Origin of the sequence: Rhodococcus erythropolis R138 (assembly GCF_000696675.2) — a bacterium.
GTDB classification, from domain to species: Bacteria; Actinomycetota; Actinomycetes; order Mycobacteriales; family Mycobacteriaceae; genus Rhodococcus_F; species Rhodococcus_F erythropolis.
In genome coordinates this window covers 4,578,335-4,597,802 of record NZ_CP007255.1, presented here as the reverse complement: position 1 = coordinate 4,597,802, position 19,468 = coordinate 4,578,335, and the positions used below count along the sequence as shown (strand labels likewise).

Genomic DNA, 19,468 nt, shown 5'->3' with positions numbered 1-19,468 from the left:
TCAGCGTGGGAGGACGACCAATTCGGCGACGGCGCCGTCGTCGGAGTGTGCCGGTACGAGTGCAAACGCCGAGCGTTCGATCAACCCCGCAAGGTGCGCGGTACGTACAGACGGATCGGCGCGCCAGCGACCGTCTTCGGATTGTGTCACCGGCAACAGGCGTACCGCATCGGAACTCACCGCAGCGGCGTTCTCGATGATGCCGAGCAGTGGCGGCGGCGTGTCGCTTCCGGTCAGGGCGGCCACGACGGTGGGCAGCATCGTCAACAGGGTGGTCACGGCGGCATACGGATTGCCGGGGAGGCCGAGAACCACCAGACCACTGGGCAGGACGGCCGTTATCTGAGATCCGCCGGGGCGCGAGGCGACTCGCCCGACAATCGTGCGAGCGCCGAGTCGATCGAGCGCACTGCGCATTTCGTCGGCAGCGCCGCCTCCCGTCGCACCGATGACGACGAGTAGATCGGCTTCCTGGTCGACTCCGTCTGCGAGCACCCGCTCGAAACTGTCCGCAGTGTCTCGCAGGTGCGAATTCGCCACGCACCGTACGCCGTTGCTTTCCAGTAGGTAGGGGAGAATCCCGCCGACGGAGTCGCGAGTCTGACCTTCACGCAGTGGACCGGTCCGCCGGATCTCGTCGCCGGTGACTATCAGGCGTGCCCGTACCGGACCACGGACGAGGGCGTCGAACACTTCACCGCTGGCAGCTGCGGAGATCACCGCCGGAGTCACCGCGGTACCTGTCGGGGCGATCGTGAATCCGGTGGTCCAATCTTCCCCTCGTGGTCGAGCGTCGTTGCGGTGCGGCGAATCCGGCAGTCTCCGTACCATCCGAGATGGCTCGTCGACGGACAGATACTCGTCACGAATTACCGAGGTGGCGCCGAGGGGCAGGTGTGCTCCCGTGGCAATGCGAATCGCTTCACCTTCGCCGAGTTCGAGTTGCCCGTCGGCGCCCGCGATGCGGATCTCGGTGCGGATTCGCCAGGGACCCTCGCCGGAGACCGCGTACCCGTCCATCGCCGAAACGTCTGACCTGGGAAGATCACCCAGGGCGACCAGAGGCTGCGCGAGCGTTGCTCCGAGGCTGTCGGCGAGATCGGCACGGTGCGGCGGCAATGCTGTCAGCGAGTTCCTGACGGCGGCGCGGGCTTGATCGATCGTCAGCCGCGGATGGCTTCGCGCGCGATCGATGTCTTCCGGTGTGTCGCAGTCGGTCGTACCAGCGACACTCAGCGTCGAGAACGGCTCGGTGACAATCGCTTTCATAGGTTGGTTCTCGAGCCCCGAACTCTCCCGCAATGTGGACAGGCGTTGCCGGAGTTCGCGAAATGTCCATGCGGAGAACAGGAATTGGGTTCGGTTGTTCTCGTCCACGGCACACGTCACCGGATTGTCCGTCGACGTGGCAGCGATCAAGGCGTCGACTGATTCGGCCTCGATGTGCGGCAGGTCGGACGCCAGCACCACCACCACGGCGTTATCGGGTAACCGGGTCGCAGACAACCCGGCCCAGATCGCCTCGACAGGGCCGGCTCCGGCCGGAGATTCCTGAGTTTGGGCGATTCCAGGATCAAGTTCAGGTCGATGCGGGCCGACCACGACGACGGCGTCGAGATGCGACGTTGCTGAAAGCGCGATGTCGAGGAGTCTGCGACCGTGTACGAGAAGGCCAGGTTTGTCGACACCACCCATTCTGGTCCCGCGACCACCCGCCAGAATGACGGCGGCAGTCGGCGGCGTGGTGGTCATGCCTCCATGCTGCCCCATCGCCGGGGTGAGGACGACCGGTGACACGGGATCAGAAGTGAAACCGTGCCTTCTTCAGGTCGATCCGACCCTCCTTGATCGGTACCCCTTCGAGTTCGAGCTTGGCGATCTGACGATGAGCCAGGTGCGCCGACGGTTTGCCGGAGGCGCCGAGAACCCGATGCCACGGCAGGTCGGCAGAGTCCGTCCGCATGATCCAACCGACCGTGCGAGCACTGGAAAGTCCTGCAGCATCAGCGATATCGCCGTACGTCGCCACGAAACCGGCCGGAATCGACGCGATGAGTCGCCGTACCTCTTCGATCTGCTCTTCGGTGGTGGCTGCCATGTCGGTTCCTTCAGAGCACGCTGCGAACGAGGGCGGCAACTTCGTCGGCCCGCACGTGCGGGACCATGTGGTCACAGTCGAATTCGACGCTGGTCAGATTTTCACCGAGGTGCTCGGTGAGCGCTGCCCGGAACTCGTCGGTGACGTACGGAGGCTGGACTTTCATCGCTTGAACCAGCACGGTCGGCATCGAAGGCGGTGGCAGCACGATCGGGCGAGCGAGTTCGCCCCACCCGGTCACGATTGCGGGCGTGGACAGGCGCCAGTTGACGCGCCCGTTGCCCAGTTGAATCAGGTGCTCGGCCATCTCGACGTCGAGGTCCTGGGTGGGAACCTCACCCCACGAGCCGTGAATCTTCTCGGAGTACGCCTCGGCCGCATCGGTGTAATCCGGTGAGCCGATTGTGAGTTCGGCCACTTCCTGCATGAAAGTCGGATCCAAGCCGATCGCTGGATCGAGCAGAACGAGCCCACGAACGCGTTCCGGCGCGGTGGCCGCGAGGTGAAGCGCCAGCATTCCGCCGAACGAATGCGCGACGATCACCACCGGTCCGTTTGCATGTTCGTCCAGTGTCTCGAGCAGGCTCTCCACGTGGGATTCGATGTTCCACGGGGGAGCCCAGGTCGAGCGCCCGTGACCGCGCAGATCGGGCGAGATCCAGCGCGCTTGGGGCAGTTGGTTCTCGGCCATCGACTGCCAACGGCGGCCGTGACCGGTCAGACCGTGCAGCGAAAGGATCTCCGGCGCCCCGACGGGTCCGTAGAGATACGTATGGAGTGCAGACACGAGGTCAATCATGCCGGATGCAGGCGATGTGTGAGTTGTCGGTGCGCTCTGGTGGAATGCCTGGGTGAGTGAGACGGCAACACGCAGCAAGGTCACCATTCCGCGGGCGCGGTTGGTGCACCGAACTGCGCCGTCTCCGATACCCCGAACGTGGGATGAAGGGACGACGCGGCTCTTCGCGCCGCCGTCCGAGGATCCGTTCCAGCTCGCGTTCGGCCCTGTTTCTTTCGGTTCGGCAGCGGCTTGGAATCCCTGGCAGGTACTCGGCAGTCCCGGAACCGGCAAGACGTCCCTTCTCGTGGATCTGGCAGTGCAGAAGATCTCGGGTGGCGAAGATCCTGAATCGGTCCTGGTGCTCACCCAGTCACGCCGAGCCGCGACGCAGGTCCGCGAGCAGATCACCGCTGGGTTGCTCGGGTACCAACAGGAACGCGGACCGCAGGCAACCCGTGAGCCGCTGGTACGCACCGTTCACTCTTACGCCTTTGCCGTTCTCCGGCTTCAAGCCGCAGCACACGGCAACGCGCCGCCACGCCTGATCACCGGCGCCGAGCAGGACTCGGTGCTCCGCGAGATGTTGCGCGGCGACATCGAAGACGGTGCGCTCCGGTGGCCGGAGCGCCTGCGACCCGCATTGGGTTTGAACGGCTTTGCCGTCGAACTTCGAGATCTGATGCTGCGAGCCAACGAGCGCGGGCTCGGCCCCGAAGATCTGGTCAAGCTCGGCAAGAAGCGTGGCCGTCCGGAGTGGGTGGCGGCCGGGCGGTTCGCCGAGGCCTACGAGCAAGGCGTGCTGCTGCGCGGCAGTGTCGGTGTCGAGGCTCCGGAGGCGACGGCGCCGGCGCTCGACGCGGCCGAGTTGATCGGTGCGGCCTTGACCGCGTTCGCCACCGATCCCGAATTGCTTCGCTCCGAGCGCGCTCGGATCCGGCACCTCCTTGTCGACGACGCACAACATCTGGATCCGCAGGCGGCGCAACTGGTTCGGTTAATCGGAACCGGAACTGCGGGCACGGTCATCGCCGGTGATCCCGATCAGTCCGTGTTCGGATTCCGCGGTGCGGATTCGGCGTTCCTGCTCGGACTGGCCGAGCGCGGAGACGAGCGCCAGATCGTTCTGCCCGTCACGTATCGCAACAACGCCGACGTCGCGTCGATCGCGGCCAAGATCGCTGCGCGGCTGCCCGGCAACTTGGCTCATCGCATCGCGGTTCCATCCGATCTCACCGATGAGAATCCGGGACGGGCGTCGGTGCGGGTTCTCGGTACGACGGCCAAAGAGGCGGCAGTCGTCGCAGATACCTTGCGCCGGGCGCATCTGCTGGACGGGATTGCGTGGTCCGACATGGCCGTCATCGTGCGGTCGGTCCCGCGCACTCTCGCCCCTCTCCGGCGAGCCCTGCTCGCGGCGGGGGTGCCCGTCACGACCGCTGCCACCGAATTGCCGCTCGCGCGGCAACACGGAGTGTCCGGCCTGCTGCTGGTCCTCCGGGCGCTCGGCGGCGATCAGTTCACCGGCGACGACGCGCTTGCCCTGATGGCCGGTCCCATCGGCGGCGCCGAACCGGTCACCCTGCGCCGGTTGCGTCGTGGCCTGCGCCGAGTCGAGTTGGCATCGGGAAGTGATCGGGACTCCTCGGAGTTGTTGCGGCTCATACTGATCGACGAGGATCGTGCGCAGTCCAAGCGCCTGATGGGCAAGCTGACAGACGTCGAAGCTGCGGCCCTCAATCGCGTGCTGTCGGTCCTTCGGAAGGCCCGAGTGCCTCTCGAGCGTGGTCTCGGGGTCGAAGAAGTTCTGTGGGCGGCCTGGCAGGCGACGGGGCTGGAACGGCGCTGGGCGGCTGCGTCGGCGCGCGGCGGACCGATCGGCTCACAAGCCGATCGAGACCTCGATGCCGTAGTCGCACTCTTCGACGCGGCTGCCAACTACGTCGACCGGCTGCCGCGTTCGCAACTCTCCGGTTTTGTCGACTACTTGACCAGCCAGGAGATACCGACCGACTCGCGGAGCCGATCGGTCATCGCTCCCGACGCCGTCACCGTGGTCAGCGCTCACGCCGCGGCGGGGCGCGAATGGGCGGTGGTGGCGGTGGCGGGTGTGCAGGAGGGGCTCTGGCCGAGTTTGCGGGCACGCGGCTCGCTACTGCGTACCGAAGCACTTATCGACCTGGTCAACGGAGTCTCCGACGGCAGTGACTCGGCTGCCGAACGACTCTCGCGAACCGCGCCGCTTCTGGCCGAAGAACGCAGGTTGTTCCTGGTCGCCTGTAGCCGTGCTCGTCGCCGTCTGCTGATCACCGCAGTCGAATCGGCTTCGGGGGACACCGACTTGGTGCCTTCGCGGTTCGTGGACGAATTGATCCGTGGTGACGCGTACTCGGACGACCCGTCCTCCGATCTCGACGTCGTTGCACCCGAGACCGGGGATACCCGGGTTCTGTCGCTGCCTGCACTGGTCGCACAGCTTCGCAGCGTGGTGTGTGATCCCGACATCGCGCATTTCGACCCCGAGAAGCATTCTCGGGCTGCTCGCCAGTTGGCGCGTCTGGCTGCGGCCGGAGTACGAGGCGCGCATCCGGATCAGTGGTACGGCACAGCCGAGCCGAGTACCGCTGCTCCCATGTGGCAACCCGAGGACGGACCGGTTTCACTATCCCCGTCCACCATCGAGCTTCTCGAAACATGTCCTCTCCGATGGGTGTTCGAGCGTCATGGTGGCAGCGACGGAGACAACACTCATGCGATCGCCGGTACGCTGGTCCATACCTTGGTGCAGGCACTGGCCGGCCGGATTCCACCGGATCAGGTCGAGAAGGCACTCGAAAATGCCTGGGAATCCATCGATCTGGGATCGCAGTGGTACTCGCGCCGTGAACTCAATCGAACTCGGGAGATGCTGGCGACGTTCACCGCCTGGATGAACGCAACTCGCGGTGAGCTGACCGAAGTCGGCGTCGAGGTCGCGGTCGAGGGGGTCCTCGAACCGCGCGAAGAAGGAGCGCCTGCGGTCAAGCTACGTGGCCGGATCGACCGGCTCGAGCGCGATACCGAAGGTCGCCCGGTGGTTGTCGACGTCAAGACTGCGCGAAACCCCGTCAGCAACGAGGCCGCGCAATCTCATGCGCAGTTGGCGGCGTACCAGGTCGCAGCGGCCGAAGGTGCGATTGCCGGCGAACCGGCCACACAACCCGGCGGTGCGCGCCTGGTATTCGTGGCCAAGTCCAACAAGAAAGACGGTGCGGCGCAGCGAGTTCAGCCGCCGCTGACGGCCGAAGCTGTCGAGATGTGGCGAGACGTCATTCACAACGCAGCGGCAGCGACCCAAGGGCCGCAGTATCTGGCCAGGGTCAACGACGGATGTAGACATTGCCCGGTGCGTTCGAGTTGCCCGGCACACGACGAGGGACGACAGGTGAGTAACTAAGTGGCTGCCGCGACGCAGAAGGCACGCCGACCGAAGATCGACCCTGTCGACCTGGCGGTCGCGCTCGGTCAGCACCCTCCGACGCCCGAGCAGGCAGCAGTGATCGCCGCACCGCTCGGTCCGACATTGGTGGTCGCCGGCGCCGGTGCCGGAAAGACCGAGACGATGGCTGCTCGCGTCGTGTGGCTGGTTGCCAACGGCTTCGTCGACCCCGAGGCGGTTCTCGGCCTGACCTTCACGCGCAAAGCGGCGCAACAGCTCACGTCGCGAATCCGCAAGCGGTTGGCGCGGCTGGCGGGTTCGGACGTTCTGCGGGCACTCGACCCGACCGGCGGAGTGCGTTCCCGGATTCTGGCCGGCGAACCCGAAGTCAGTACCTACCATGCTTACGCGGGACGGTTGCTCTCCGAACACGGACTGCTGTTGCCCATCGAACCCTCGGCGACGTTGTTGTCCGAGACCGAACTGTGGCAGGTTGCGCACCGCGTCGTGAGCGGCTGGGACAGTGATCTGGACACCGACAAGAATCCGGGTTCGATCACCGAGACCGTTCTGGCTCTTGCCGGTCAGTTGGCGGAGCACCTGGTCGATCCCGAGCAGTTGCTCGAGGCACACACCGAGCTGGACAAGCTGATTCACACTCTGCCCGCCGGCCCGAAACAGCGGGGTGGACCGAGCAAGGAGCTGTTGAATTACCTTGATGTGCAACATAAGCGCATCGAACTGTTGCCTCTCGTCGCCCGGCTGGGTGAGACGCTGCGGCGTGAAGGCGCATTGGATTTCGGCAGCCAGATGTCGCTGTCTGCCCGGGTCGCCGCCGAGCATCCCGAGGTCGGGCAGACCGAGCGTGAGCGCTTTCGGGTGGTTCTTCTCGACGAGTACCAGGACACCGGTCACGCTCAGCGAGTGTTGTTGTCCTCGTTGTTCGGTGGGGGAGCCGACGGCCGTTTGGCGCTGACGGCCGTCGGCGACCCGATGCAGTCGATCTACGGTTGGCGCGGCGCGTCGGCGGCCAACCTGCCCCGGTTTGCAACCGATTTCCCGCTTGCCAACGGAAAACCGGCTCCGACGCTCGAACTGCTCACCAGTTGGCGTAACCCGCCGGAGGCTCTCGAGCTGGCTAACCTGTCGTCGGCACCGTTGCGTCGACGCGGCGTGGCCGTCAGTACCCTGCGTGCACGGCCGGGAGCCGTCGCCGGAGACGTTCGACTGGCGCTTCTGGGAGACGTCGAACAGGAACGTCAGTGGGTGGCGGAGAAGATCGCCGAAGAATACGAGGCGGCACGTGCCGAAGACCGCCCGACACCCACGGCAGCGGTGTTGATCCGCCGGAACGCCGATGCCGCTCCGCTGGCCGAGGCCTTGCGGTCCAAAGGTCTGCCGGTCGAAGTGGTCGGACTCGGTGGGCTCCTGCACACACCCGAGGTTGCGGACGTGATCGCCATGCTCCGGGTGGTCGCCGATCCGCTTGCAGGAAGCGCAGCTGTTCGGCTGCTCACCGGCGCGCGATGGCAGATCGGCGCGAAGGACCTGGCCGCACTCTCTCAACGCTCCCGCGAACTTGCCATCTCCGCGGGATACGGAACGGCGGGTGCGGTCACCGACGCCGAGGCGCTCACCTCGGCGGTCCACGATGCTCTGCCCGGGGAGAACGCCGAGCAAGCAGGATTGGTCGACTCGATCTCCGATCCAGGCCCGGCAGAACGCTATTCGGCTCTCGGGTACACACGCATCAACGCGATAGCGGCAGAGTTGGCGTCGTTGCGCGAACGTATCGGCCAGCCGCTCACCGAATTGGTGGCGGAGGTCGAGCGGGTGCTCGGGATCGGAATCGAGGCGGGCGCACGGACCCGAGTCGGCGTCGTCGGGACCGCGGGCCGCGAGCACCTCGACGCCTTCGCCGACGTCGTCGCCAACTACGCGACCCGTCCGACGGCCAATCTGACCGGGATGCTGGCTTTCTTCGCGGCAGCCGAACAGATCGAAAAGGGCCTCACGCCAGGCGAAGTGGAGGTAGCGCCGGATCGGGTCCAGATCCTGACCGTGCACTCGGCGAAGGGGCTCGAATGGGAAGTAGTGGCGATCCCGCATGTCAGCGACGGGGTGTTCCCCTCGTCCACCGCGTCCGGATCATGGCTCGGGGCGCTCGCCGAACTGCCACCGTCGTTGCGTGGTGACCGGGCGGTCGACGCGGATTCGGCCGACGGAGTTCCGGTGCTCGACCTCGAGGAGCTCTACAACCGCAAGGACCTCGAGAACGCGATAACGGCGCACAAGAAGGCCTTGTCCAACCGTCGACTGGACGAGGACCGGCGGTTGTTCTACGTCGCGCTGACCAGAACCGAACGGGCGCTGTTCATCTCGGCGCATCACTGGGCGGAATCCGGTTCGGAACCGAAGGGGCCTTCGGAGTTCCTGGACGAGCTGCATCAGATGGTCACGGCCGACAACGATGCCGGTGAAGAAGACTCGCACAGTGCGATCGGCGTCGTGGAGGAATGGGCGCCGGCCCCGGAACCCGATACCGAGAACCCGTTGGCCGCCACGCCCCGTACGGCGCAGTGGCCGCCGGATCCGCTGGGTGCGCGGCGCGGCGTCGTCGAGGCCGGAGCCGCGAGCGTCCTGTCGGCACTCGCATCGCTGCCGCAAGACAGCGAAGAGGCGGAAGAACCGGAGGACGATCCGGAGAACTGGGCCTCGGACGTCGACGTTCTCCTGGCCGAGCGCGAGGCCCGCGCAAACGCGCGTGCCGAAGTGATTCTCCCGGCGCAGCTTTCGGTGACTCAGCTCGTCGACCTCAAGGCAGATCCGGACGAACTGGCGGCTCGCCTACGTCGTCCGCTGCCGTATCCGCCCAACCCGTTGGCTCGTCGCGGAACCGCTTTTCACGCCTGGATCGAGCGAAGGTTCGGTGCGACTCGGCTGTTGGATCTCGACGAGCTACCCGGCGCCGCGGATACCGGCGCGGGTCCCGAGACCGACCTGGTGAAACTTCAGGATGCGTTCTTGCGGTCCCCGTGGGCCAACCGCAGCCCGATCGAAGTGGAAGTTCCTTTCGAAACATCCATTGCCGGAACGGTTTTGCGCGGTCGGATCGACGCTGTGTTCGCCGATCCCGACGGCGGATGGACGGTGATCGACTGGAAGACCGGTGCCGAACCGTCGGCCGCCAACGAGGACGCTGTTGTGATGCAGTTGGCCGCGTATCGGGTGGCCTGGGCCGAATTGATGTCAGCCAGAGCTCGTTCGGCGGGGCGCAACGAACAGTTTCCGGCCGACAAGGTGCGGGCGGCGTTTCACTACGTTCGATCGGGTCGCACCATCGCTCCCGAGAACCTGCCGGACGGTGAGGCTCTCGCTCGCCTCATCCGAACGGCAGGCGCGCAAGATTAGCTTGCGTTTCGACGAGCCTTGAGTGCTTCGGTCACCAGCGGAACCTGCAGGGGGAGACGTGCGATCGAACCGATCTTCTGCGGGGTGGACGTCTTCGGGCTTCGGCACCAGTCGATCGCCATCTGGATGTTGGCGGGGAACACGGCAACAAAGAGCGCGGCGGCAAGGCCCGCGCCGAGCTTGCGGGTCTTCGGCACGGCCAAGGCAGCGCCGATCGCCAGTTCCGCGACGCCGGACACCTGGGTGTAGGTGCGGGCCTGTCCGGGAAGCTGGCGGGGAACGGTGCTGTCGAAGAACGAGGGCGCTGCAAAATGCATGGTGCCGGCGCCGAGTAGGAGGGCCGACAAACGAAGAGCGGCTGCTTGGCTGGGAGTGGACGTCGAACCGGTGAAAGGCATTTGCCCAGCCTGCCTCACGGTGGACCTTCTTGCCACTACCGGCGCCACGACCCGCACGCTATTCGGCGCCCGAGTTCCGAAGTCGATCTTCGAGGGTTACGCTGCCTGCCGATGTCCGTGTAGGTATTTCGTAAGTTCGAGTGAGAGAGTCGATGTATGGCCGGTAAGCTCCGGGCGCGTTTGACCAGGTCGGAAGCATTGACCGATCAGCCTGACTTCGCCCTTGTCGGGGTGCTGCGCATTCCCCAGCTACAGACCAGTCCGGCGCGGGCTATCTACAAGCGAGTTCTCATCGCGTTGGGTGCCCTCGGTGCCGCCGTGTTGATCGTGTACATCGATCGCGCCGGATACCGAGACGCACAGGACAACGAGCTGTCGCTGCTCGACTGCATCTACTATGCGACGGTTTCGCTCTCGACCACCGGCTACGGCGATATCACTCCGTTCACTCCGTCGGCGCGCCTGGTCAACGTCCTGTTGATCACGCCACTTCGAATCTTCTTCTTGATCGTGTTGGTCGGAACCACACTTTCAGCTCTGACCGAGAGTTCGCGTCAGGCGTTCAAAATTCAGCGTTGGAGGCAGCACGTGCGTAATCACACCGTCGTCGTCGGATACGGGACCAAGGGGCGGACGGCAATCGAAGCAATGCTCGGTGACGGTGTACCGGCGTCGGAGATCGTGGTCGTCGATACCGATCAGACAGTCCTCGACTCCGCGGCGAGCAAGGGCCTGGTCACGGTGTTCGGTTCGGCGACGAAATCGGACGTACTTCGGTTGGCAGGCGCGCAGAATGCGTCGTCGATCATCGTCGCCACGAATCGTGACGACACCGCAGTGCTCGTGACGCTCACAGCCCGCGAAATCGCGCCGAAAGCCAAGATCGCCGCAGCCATCCGTGAAGCCGACAACGCGCATCTTCTGCGTCAGTCCGGCGCAGACTCGGTGGTCGTGTCCTCGGAGACGGCAGGTCGACTCCTCGGCATCGCGACCACAACGCCGACTGTCGTGGAGATGATCGAAGACCTTCTGACCCCGGAAGCCGGATTCGCGATCGCCGAGCGCGCAGTCGAACGTGACGAGGTCGGCGGCTCTCCGCGTCATCTCTCCGACATCGTGCTCGGGGTAGTTCGCGACGGCCGTCTGGTTCGCGTCGGTTCGCCCGAGGTGGACGCCGTCGAGGAGAACGATCGCCTGCTCTACATCCGCCGCGTCACGAACTGAGTGCTGCCGAGCTTCGTGCGCGCAGTAATGTCGTGAGCGTGAACGACTTCCAGCTGACCGAAACACCGCTGCTCTCACGCTCGAGCGTCGGCCGCGCCGAGGAATTGCGGTCGGATGCCGCCGCACTGACCACGGGTTGGGCGGACGCGCTGCTCCTCCGTGTGAATTCACGGGGTCAGGTCAAGGTCTCACCGGAAGGTCAGTTGGTCTTCGCCGAGGCAACCGAACTGGGTCCGGAACCGGTGCGCGGTGCAGTGTTCCTGGGAATTCGGGAGAATCGCCACGTCTGGGCGGTGCGGGTGTCGCTGCTGGCGGGCACGTTGTCCGAGTTGCGCATGCTCGGCGGAACACTCGACGACGCCGACGCCGGTTTGTTGACCGGTGCCGTCGCGATTCTCAACTGGCACGACAGTGCCGGATTCAGCGCTATCGACGGCGCACCGAGTGAACCCACCATGTCCGGCTGGTCACGCATTTCCACGTCCACCGGCCACGAGGAGTTTCCCCGAACGGATCCGGCGGTCATCTGCCTGGTGCACGACGGCGGCGATCGAGTTCTACTCGCTCGTCAGCCGACCTGGCCGCAGCGACGTTTCTCGATTCTCGCGGGATTCGTCGAGGCCGGGGAGTCGCTCGAAACGTGCGTTGTCCGCGAGATCAAGGAAGAAGTCGGCATCGACGTGCACAGCGTTCGATACCTCGGGAGCCAGCCTTGGCCGTTCCCTCGCTCGGTGATGTTGGGCTTCGCCGCAATCGGCGACCCCGCCGCTCCGCTTCTGTTCGCGGACGGCGAGATCGCCGAGGGCACCTGGTTCACGAAGGACGAGGTGCGTGCCGCTCTCGAACTCGGCGACTGGGGTTCGGAAGCGGACGCGCCACTGCTGCTGCCCGGCTCGATCTCCATCGCTCGCGGAATGCTCGAGAGCTGGGTCAAATAAGCGCTGGGTCAGACAGCTGCCTGAAAGGCTCTAAAGACCCAGGGCCTGCTTGACCTGGTTGAGCGACGGGTTGGTCGCGACGCTGCCGTCGCCGTACTTCACGGTCGGAACGACGTGATTTCCACCGTTGACGCTGCCGACGAAATCGGCTGCTGCCGGATCGTTCTCGATGTCGATCTCGGTGTACTCGATCCCCGACGCGTTGAGCTGCGTCTTGAGGCGGCGGCAGTAGCCACACCACGTGGTCGAGTAGATGGTCAGGGCAGGCGCATTTTCGGTAGAAGTCACGGCCGATATAACACCACGACCGAGAGCGTTGTTCCGTATCGGCCCGTGTTCTCTTGCCCACATACCGTCGGGCGCGGCGAATGGCGTGTCGGAACGTCCTGCCATGATGGTCCCCATGCCTGCGGACACCGGACTGGATCCAGAACAATCGGCCGCCGTGCTCGCGCCACGCGGCCCGGTATGTGTCCTCGCGGGCGCTGGAACAGGCAAAACCCGCACCATTACCCGCCGGATCGCGCATCTGGTTGCCGACGGTCATGTCTCCGCCGGCCAGGTGCTTGCCGTGACATTCACAGCGCGAGCGGCCGGCGAAATGCGTGGACGGCTTCGTGAGCTGGGGGTTGGTGGAAGTGGGCCGCAGGTACAGGCTCGCACCTTCCACGCCGCCGCTCTTCGTCAACTCAAGTACTTCTGGCCGCAGGTGATCGGTGACACGCCGTGGCGTCTGCTCGATCGGAAGTTCGCGGTTGTCAGCAGTGCCGCCGCTCGTGTCGGGTTGTCCACCAGTACGGAAAGCGTGCGCGACCTCGCCAGCGAAATCGAGTGGTCCAAGGCCTCACTGATCGCTCCCGAGGACTACCCACGCGCGATAGCCAAGATTCATCGCGAGGCGCCGGTCGATGCCACCAAGGTTGCGCAGGTCTACGCGGCATACGAAGAGCTGAAGGCACGTGGCCAGGACGGCATGCTCCTCGATTTCGACGATCTCCTACTTCACACCGCGGCTGCGCTCGAAGAGCATTCGACGGTTGCCGACGAGTTCCGCGAACGGTACCGCTGCTTCGTGGTCGACGAGTATCAGGACGTCACCCCGCTGCAACAGCGTGTGCTCGACGCCTGGCTCGGCGACCGCGACGACCTGACCGTGGTGGGCGATGCGAATCAGACCATCTACTCCTTCACCGGCGCCACCCCGAACTATCTGTTGGACTTCTCGCGGAAATTCCCCGAAGCGACCGTCGTCCGGCTCGAACGGGACTACCGCTCCACCCCTGAGGTCGTGTCGCTGGCGAACCGCGTGATCGGTGCAGCGCGCGGACGGATCGCCGGGACGCGTCTTCAATTGATCGGGCAACGCGCTCCGGGGCCTGAGCCGGAGTTCATGGAGTTCGACGACGAGCCTGCCGAAGCGCTCGGCGTTGCGCGGGCGATCAAACGGCTGATCGCGGCAGGCACTCCAGCGGCCGAGATCGCTGTTCTGTATCGGATCAATGCTCAGTCGGAGGCGCACGAGCAGGCACTCACCAAGCTCGGCATTCCGTTCCAGGTGCGTGGTGGAGAGGGCTTCTTCACCCGCACCGAGGTCCGTCAGGCAGTGGCGGCACTGCGTCAGGCCGCCGGACGAGACGACCTCCCCGAAGGCGCAGACAACGGCGAAGCGCTGGTTTCACTGGTTCGCGCTGTACTCGCGCCACTCGGTCTGACCAATGAAGAACCTTCGGGCACGCAAGCCCGCGAGCGCTGGGCGTCGCTCTCGGCTCTCGTGGCGCTGACCGAAGAACAGCTCGTCCACGAACCCGAACTGTCGCTCACCGGGCTTCTACAAGAGCTCACAGCCCGAGCCGAGGCGCGGCACCCACCGACCGTGCAGGGCGTGACGCTGGCTTCGCTTCACGCGGCCAAGGGGCTCGAATGGGATGCGGTGTTCCTGGTCGGCCTCAACGACGGCACCCTGCCGATCCAACACGTTCTCGGCGACGCCAATTCGGGCGCCGACGACGTCGCGGTGGAGGAGGAGCGTCGGCTTCTGTACGTGGGGGTTACCCGCGCCCGCGAGCATCTGCAGCTGTCTTGGGCATTGGCTCGCAATGAGGGTGGACGCAAGTCCCGTCGCCGGTCGAGGTTCCTCAACGGGCTCATCCCCGAGGACTCACCGGCTTCGCGCGTTGCCGCGCCGTCGTCGGGGAACAAGAAGCGTCCGCGCTGCCGCGTCTGCGGCAAACCGTTGATCGGGACGTCGGCGACAATGCTCGGGCGCTGCGAAAAATGCCCGTCCAATGTCGACCTGGAATTGCTCGAGCACCTCAAGGCCTGGCGTCTGGACAAGTCCCGAGAACTCAAAGTTCCGGCCTATGTCGTCTTCAGTGACAACACACTGATGGCTATTGCCGAACAACGACCACAAGACAATCGTGGACTGGTTTCGATCCCTGGAATCGGGCCGAAGAAACTCGACAACTTCGGAGAAGACGTACTAGCTGTCATTCGCGGCGAACTGCGTGCGGCAACACTCGATATCTGAAATGCATCCGAATCGACAACGGTGAGTTACATAACCGCAGGTCAAAAATAGGTTGTGCAGATTCGACGAATTCTCTACTCTGGTTTTCAGTGTTACGGGGCAACCTGTGCGCAGAAACTATCCGGACCGACACGAAATGGAGGTGGCAAAAAAATGACGAACTTGATCTCGTATGAAGCGTGCGCAAGCGCAAAGTTCGCTGTTGCCGCCCCCATGCTGCCGCGTGCAGCGGGATGGGCGCAGCATGCGTTCCGCCTGCGCCCTCAAGCAGCAGCAAAGAAAGCAGCTGTCGAGTCCGTGTTCTTAAGCCATCGAGGTATTTCTCGGTAGGACACATCCGTTCACTTACGGCCACGGACCCGCAGCCCCTGCGGACCGTGGCCTTTGTGTTGGATACCCCTCTTTATCCGGTTTCCGACTCGGCTCAGGTTCGCACCCATCGAACCCATATCGTGCGACACAGTTTCGCATCCGAGCACTAGGAGACCGAGTTGTCTGCCCAGACAATCCGCGTGGAATCCGAAAACTCCACCACTGCAGTAACTTCCACCGACGTCACTTCGGCTGCAGTCACGTTCATCGAGGTCGCGTCCACCCGCCGCGACCTGCCGTGCCGGGCATCCAACCCCGATCTCTGGTTCGCCGAAGCTCCGGCCGAACTCGAGCAGGCGAAGGCACTGTGCGCGCAGTGCCCCATCCGTTCCCGTTGTCTCAGTGCGGCTCTCGACCGCGCCGAGCCGTGGGGGGTGTGGGGAGGCGAGATCCTCGATCAGGGGGCCGTCATAGCGCGCAAGAGACCGAGGGGGCGCCCACGCAAGCAACTCGTGTGCGCGTGAGAGCCCTATTCGGCGGAGCCGGTGTCATCCAGAACCGGCTCCGCGAACCCTGGCAACCAACGAGTCAGGATTTCCATGTACGGGGCATATGCGTCCAACTGGGCGCATATGCCGACCGAACCGAGAAGAACTCGGAAGATCATCAAATACTCGGCCGGAAGGTTGAGTGCACGGGCCGTTCGGAACTGCGCACTGTTGAAGTCAGTGGCGGTTCCGGCGGCCTTTTGCAGCCACGACCGAGTGAAGTGAAATGACTCGGTCTGGATCGGGTCGGTGAAGGGTCGCAGGTAATCCGCGATCTCCTTGTCGGTCACCGTGCGTCCGGGAATCACGAAACCGTTGGCGCGCAACAACTCCGTCAATTCGTCGAATTGTTCCTCGACAGCCAAGCGCACCATCGTGCCGAGAACCCGTGGCAGTCCGTTCGGGAACGGCGCAGCAGCACCGAAGTCGATGACGCCGAGTCGGCCGTCCTCGAGAAGCATGAAATTGCCGGGGTGCGGGTCGCAGTGGAGCAAGCCGACACGGGCCGGAGACGCGAAGTGGAATTCGGCGAGTAGTGCACCGGCAGCATTGCGCTGCTCCGGCGTTCCACTTTCGATGATTCTGGTCAGCGGGGTTGCCGTCATCCATTCGGTCACGACCACTTTCGGCGCGCTCGCCACGACGTGCGGGATCACGAATTGGGGATCTCCGTCGAATTCTTTTGCAAAAGCTCGCTGATTGTTCGCCTCGATCCGATAGTCGAGTTCTTCCTCGGTGCGCGCGGTGAACTCCTCGATCACGGGGCGCACATCGACACCGGGCATGACCGAACCGAAGAGACCGGCAAATCTGCCCAAGGTCTTGAGGTCGGCGCGTAGAGCTTCGTCGGCGCCGGGGTACTGAACTTTCACGGCTACGTCGCGGCCGTCCGCCCAGACCGCACGGTGAACCTGCCCGATGCTTGCCGACGCGGTCGGTTCGTCGTCGAACGACTGGAATCGGTCGCGCCATTTGGTTCCGAGTTGCTGATCGAGCATCTTGTGTACTTGCTTGGTCGGCAGCGGCGGGGCGGCGGCCTGGAGCTTGTTCAGCGACTCGCGGTACGGCTCCGCGAATTCCTCCGGAATCGCCGCCTCCATGACGCTGAGCGCTTGGCCCAGCTTCATCGCGCCGCCCTTGAGTTCGCCCAGCACCGCGAACAGTTGCTCGGCGGCCTTCGCGCTCAACTGCGCGTCGATCTCGCCTTTGTCGCCGCCGGCGAGCTTGCGTCCGAAGCCCATGGCGGCGCGACCGGCCATCCCCAGGGGGATGCTCGCGAGTTTGGCAGTACGGGCAGAACTCTTGCGTGGGATCTCGGACACCACACCATCATGTCTGACTGGGGCGTCCTTTGCCCGAAACAGGTGCCAGGTATTGGCAACTGCAAGATATTTGCCGAGGCCAGCGCCTGGTTGTGATCCGATACGGACGGAGCGCGATCTCGAGCGTCGACGACAGACTCGCCGCATACGTCGCCGCTGTCTCGGATAATGCGGAGTCGATCTCGGCCAGGGCCAGCGCGACACTTGCATGGATCATCGCCGATTCCGCGTGGCCGGCGCTGCCGAGTAGCTGCGCGGACAGATGAAGCCAATGAGGGTCGAGTTCGGATCGGATGATGTCGGCGCATCGCAGGCAACTCGACTGGCCCGGCAAGACAAGAGGACCGATCACACCGTTGCCGTCGCGGATGCGGACGGAAAGGTGGGGGAGTCCGCAGCGAACGAGATCGCTGACCAGGCGAGGATCAGTGACAACGTCGTCGGCCAGGACCACCAGTTGTTCGTTCCACGTGCGCACGACGTCGGTGTTGCGATACCCGCGCGAGCGACGCGTGCTTACCCCGCCGGTGACCAGGGCGCGCTCGACGGCGTCCGAGAGCGGACCGACACCGTGGATCCGGACGGACACGGTCCTCCTGGCGGCAGTGTGGACGAATCCGGAATCGGTGAGTTGCTCGAGCAACTTCTCCGTCACCGACGTCGAAATCCCGCGCGTCGATGCTTCCCACAGGATGGTCGCGCGGGATCTGGAGCCGTCCATTTTGCGGAGGATCGACTTCACCGCGCGCACATCGACCCCGACAGGCAGCGTCAGCAGGACGGCACGTCCGGGCGTCCATCCCAGCTGCAGCCGACCGTCCGGGCGCGACAGAACAGCGATCCGCGGGTCCCATCGGGGTCCCGCGGATCGCTGTGAAGTGCTGTTATGTGTGGTGTCGTCTTGCGTGTCACCGGTCATCGTTCGATGCTGGCACGGCGGGCCGCCGGCGAGTCCGCGTCAGTGACGGTTATCCACAGGACGTCAGCATGGCTGAACTGCGAAAATGTGTCGAGAAGGAATTACTTCTCTTCGTCGTCCTCGCGGGTCTTGTCCATCGCTGCCTCGGCCGCACGCTCTTTTGCCTCGACGGCTTCGAGCTGGGCGATCGGGTCGTCGAAATTGCCGGCTTCGCCGCCGCCGAGGACCCGGGCGACAAATCCGTCCGGTGCGTCGAGATCGCTCGAATCGGGCATGAGGTCGGGATGTGACCAGACGCCGTCACGAGTGTCCATACCGGCTTCCGCGGTGAGCTTCTGCCACAACCCGGCCGCTTCACGGACCTTGCGAGGACGAAGTTCGAGTCCGACCAGCGTCGCAAAGGTCTGTTCGGCGGGGCCGCCGGTGGCACGGCGACGCCGCAACGTCTCGCTCATCGCGGCAACACCGGGCAGTCGCTCGCCGAGTGCGGCGGTGACGACCGTCTCCACCCAACCCTCGACCAGCGCAAGCAGAGTCTCGAGCCGTTCGAGAGCGGCTTTCTGCTCCGGGGTGTTCTGCGGCTCGAACGTGCCCTGCTGCATCAGCGCTTCGAGCTTGCTCGGATCGGTGAGAGCGGACGGGTCGAGGTCCTTGGCAAATTCTTCCATTGCCGAAAAGTCCATCGTGATCCCGCGGGCGTATTCCTCGACTGTGGCGAGAACACGCTGTCGCAGCCACGGAACGTGACTGTAAAGGCGCTGATGAGCTGCTTCCCTCGCGGCGAGGAACACCAGAACTTCCTGATGCGGCTGTTCGAGACCCTCGCTGAACGCCTGAACCGCAGCGGGGAGAAGGGCCGCGGTGCCCTCTGGTCCGAGGGGCAAGCCGATGTCGGTGGAGGAGAGCACCTCGGTGGACAGTTGGCCGAGTGCCTGGCCCAATTGCGAGCCGAACGCGAGTCCACCCATCTGGCCGAGCATGCCCAGCATCGGGCCCGCCATCTGCTGTGCTTCGGCGGGAAGTCCCTGGACCCACATGCCCGCCACCTTCTCGGCCACCGGATCACAGAGTCGCTTCCACGTGTCGATCGTGTTGTCGAGCCAGTCGTTCGGAGTCCAGGCGAGAGTGCGGCTCGCTCCGGCCGGAAGCGTCGTTGCGGCGTCCAGCCACATCTCGGCCAGATGTGCGGCGTCGGCGATCGCCTTGACATTGCCCTCGGTGATCGGTGTAACCGATCCGATCTGTTGGCGTGCCAGCTTCTTGGCGATGTCGTAGTTCACCGGGCCGGAAGTACCGCCCTGGCCCATCGACGAGCCCATCCCGCTCAGCATCTGACCGAACTGGGTGAGCATCTGGCCGAGCTGAGCCGGATCGAATCCCTCACCGCCCGCGCCGAACCCGAACGGCGTGTCACCACCCCCGAACGGATTGCCACCCGCCGCGTTCTTGTCGCGATCGGGATCGTCGTCGGAGTTGGAGAAGCCGAACGGCATATTGCTCATACCTCAACGGTACAAGGCTCGAGCGGTCGGAGTCGCCCTCCGAGTCACGCTGACGGCGAACACGCACGGC

At 64.7% G+C, this 19,468-nt stretch carries 14 protein-coding genes; 6 read left to right on the top strand and 8 right to left on the bottom strand.

All coding sequences use genetic code 11. The features are described 5' to 3' along the window. From H351_RS21055 to H351_RS21045, 3 genes are read right to left on the bottom strand one after another with little or no spacing between them, the layout of a single operon-like run. A complete protein-coding gene (locus H351_RS21055; RefSeq protein WP_029255053.1) occupies positions 1 to 1,752 on the bottom strand; it encodes an NTP transferase domain-containing protein in 1,752 nt (583 codons plus the stop codon). A 49-nt stretch (positions 1,753 to 1,801) separates the two neighbouring features. Then, entirely contained in the window at positions 1,802 to 2,098 is a 297-nt protein-coding gene (locus H351_RS21050; RefSeq protein ID WP_019747820.1) for an MGMT family protein, read from the bottom strand. Between the two features lie 10 nt (positions 2,099 to 2,108). After that, entirely contained in the window at positions 2,109 to 2,897 is a 789-nt protein-coding gene (locus H351_RS21045; RefSeq protein WP_019747821.1) for an alpha/beta hydrolase, read from the bottom strand. 52 nt (positions 2,898 to 2,949) lie between these two features. On the opposite strand from H351_RS21045, the gene H351_RS21040 reads away from it, so the two are divergent. Together H351_RS21040 and H351_RS21035 are read left to right on the top strand one after the other, a co-directional pair. Beyond that, positions 2,950 to 6,312 (top strand): ATP-dependent helicase, encoded by a 3,363-nt coding sequence (locus tag H351_RS21040; RefSeq protein WP_020969239.1) that lies wholly within the window; start codon positions 2,950 to 2,952, stop codon positions 6,310 to 6,312. Then, entirely contained in the window at positions 6,313 to 9,705 is a 3,393-nt protein-coding gene (locus H351_RS21035) for an ATP-dependent helicase (RefSeq protein WP_029255054.1), read from the top strand. On the opposite strand, the gene H351_RS21030 is transcribed toward H351_RS21035, so the two are convergent. Continuing rightward, a complete protein-coding gene (locus tag H351_RS21030) occupies positions 9,702 to 10,103 on the bottom strand; it encodes a DoxX family protein (protein WP_019747824.1) in 402 nt (133 codons plus the stop codon). The genes H351_RS21035 and H351_RS21030 overlap by 4 nt on opposite strands. 156 nt (positions 10,104 to 10,259) lie before the next feature. Here H351_RS21030 and H351_RS21025 point away from each other — a divergent pair, with 156 nt between their 5' ends. Both H351_RS21025 and nudC read left to right on the top strand, forming a co-directional pair. Further along, on the top strand, positions 10,260 to 11,327 hold the full coding sequence (locus tag H351_RS21025; RefSeq protein WP_003942296.1) for a potassium channel family protein: 1,068 nt from the start codon (positions 10,260 to 10,262) through the stop codon (positions 11,325 to 11,327). 38 nt (positions 11,328 to 11,365) lie between these two features. Beyond that, a complete protein-coding gene (nudC, locus tag H351_RS21020) occupies positions 11,366 to 12,265 on the top strand; it encodes an NAD(+) diphosphatase (protein WP_007731249.1) in 900 nt (299 codons plus the stop codon). 30 nt (positions 12,266 to 12,295) lie between these two features. Here the strand turns inward: nudC and H351_RS21015 are convergent, their stop codons facing one another. Then, a complete protein-coding gene (locus tag H351_RS21015; RefSeq protein WP_003942350.1) occupies positions 12,296 to 12,553 on the bottom strand; it encodes a mycoredoxin in 258 nt (85 codons plus the stop codon). A gap of 103 nt (positions 12,554 to 12,656) precedes the next feature. Here H351_RS21015 and H351_RS21010 point away from each other — a divergent pair, with 103 nt between their 5' ends. Next, on the top strand, positions 12,657 to 14,795 hold the full coding sequence (locus tag H351_RS21010) for an ATP-dependent DNA helicase UvrD2 (RefSeq protein WP_029255055.1): 2,139 nt from the start codon (positions 12,657 to 12,659) through the stop codon (positions 14,793 to 14,795). A gap of 512 nt (positions 14,796 to 15,307) precedes the next feature. After that, positions 15,308 to 15,631, top strand: a complete 324-nt coding sequence (locus H351_RS21005) for a WhiB family transcriptional regulator (protein ID WP_003942321.1) — start codon at positions 15,308 to 15,310, stop codon at positions 15,629 to 15,631. A 5-nt stretch (positions 15,632 to 15,636) separates the two neighbouring features. On the opposite strand, the gene H351_RS21000 is transcribed toward H351_RS21005, so the two are convergent. The 3 genes from H351_RS21000 to H351_RS20990 form a co-directional block, all read right to left on the bottom strand. After that, positions 15,637 to 16,980, bottom strand: a complete 1,344-nt coding sequence (locus H351_RS21000; RefSeq protein WP_020907132.1) for an ABC1 kinase family protein — start codon at positions 16,978 to 16,980, stop codon at positions 15,637 to 15,639. Between the two features lie 4 nt (positions 16,981 to 16,984). Further along, positions 16,985 to 17,896: a hypothetical protein gene (locus tag H351_RS20995; protein ID WP_029255057.1), complete on the bottom strand. Its 912-nt coding sequence runs from the start codon at positions 17,894 to 17,896 to the stop codon at positions 16,985 to 16,987. Positions 17,897 to 17,997: 101 nt separating this feature from the next. Then, positions 17,998 to 19,398, bottom strand: coding sequence for a zinc-dependent metalloprotease (locus H351_RS20990; protein ID WP_024487215.1), 1,401 nt, complete (start codon positions 19,396 to 19,398; stop codon positions 17,998 to 18,000). Between the last annotated feature and the right edge of the window lie 70 nt (positions 19,399 to 19,468).

Bases quoted from the DNA above. Each gene is read 5' to 3' on its own strand.
- H351_RS21030 (WP_019747824.1), bottom strand. From the start codon at position 10,103: ATGCCTTTCACCGGTTCGACGTCCACTCCCAGCCAAGCAGCCGCTCTT.
- H351_RS21055 (WP_029255053.1), bottom strand. From the start codon at position 1,752: ATGACCACCACGCCGCCGACTGCCGCCGTCATTCTGGCGGGTGGTCGC.
- H351_RS21025 (WP_003942296.1), top strand. From the start codon at position 10,260: ATGGCCGGTAAGCTCCGGGCGCGTTTGACCAGGTCGGAAGCATTGACC.
- H351_RS20995 (WP_029255057.1), bottom strand. From the start codon at position 17,896: ATGACCGGTGACACGCAAGACGACACCACACATAACAGCACTTCACAG.
- H351_RS21045 (WP_019747821.1), bottom strand. From the start codon at position 2,897: ATGATTGACCTCGTGTCTGCACTCCATACGTATCTCTACGGACCCGTC.
- H351_RS20990 (WP_024487215.1), bottom strand. From the start codon at position 19,398: ATGAGCAATATGCCGTTCGGCTTCTCCAACTCCGACGACGATCCCGAT.
- H351_RS21050 (WP_019747820.1), bottom strand. From the start codon at position 2,098: ATGGCAGCCACCACCGAAGAGCAGATCGAAGAGGTACGGCGACTCATC.
- H351_RS21010 (WP_029255055.1), top strand. From the start codon at position 12,657: ATGATGGTCCCCATGCCTGCGGACACCGGACTGGATCCAGAACAATCG.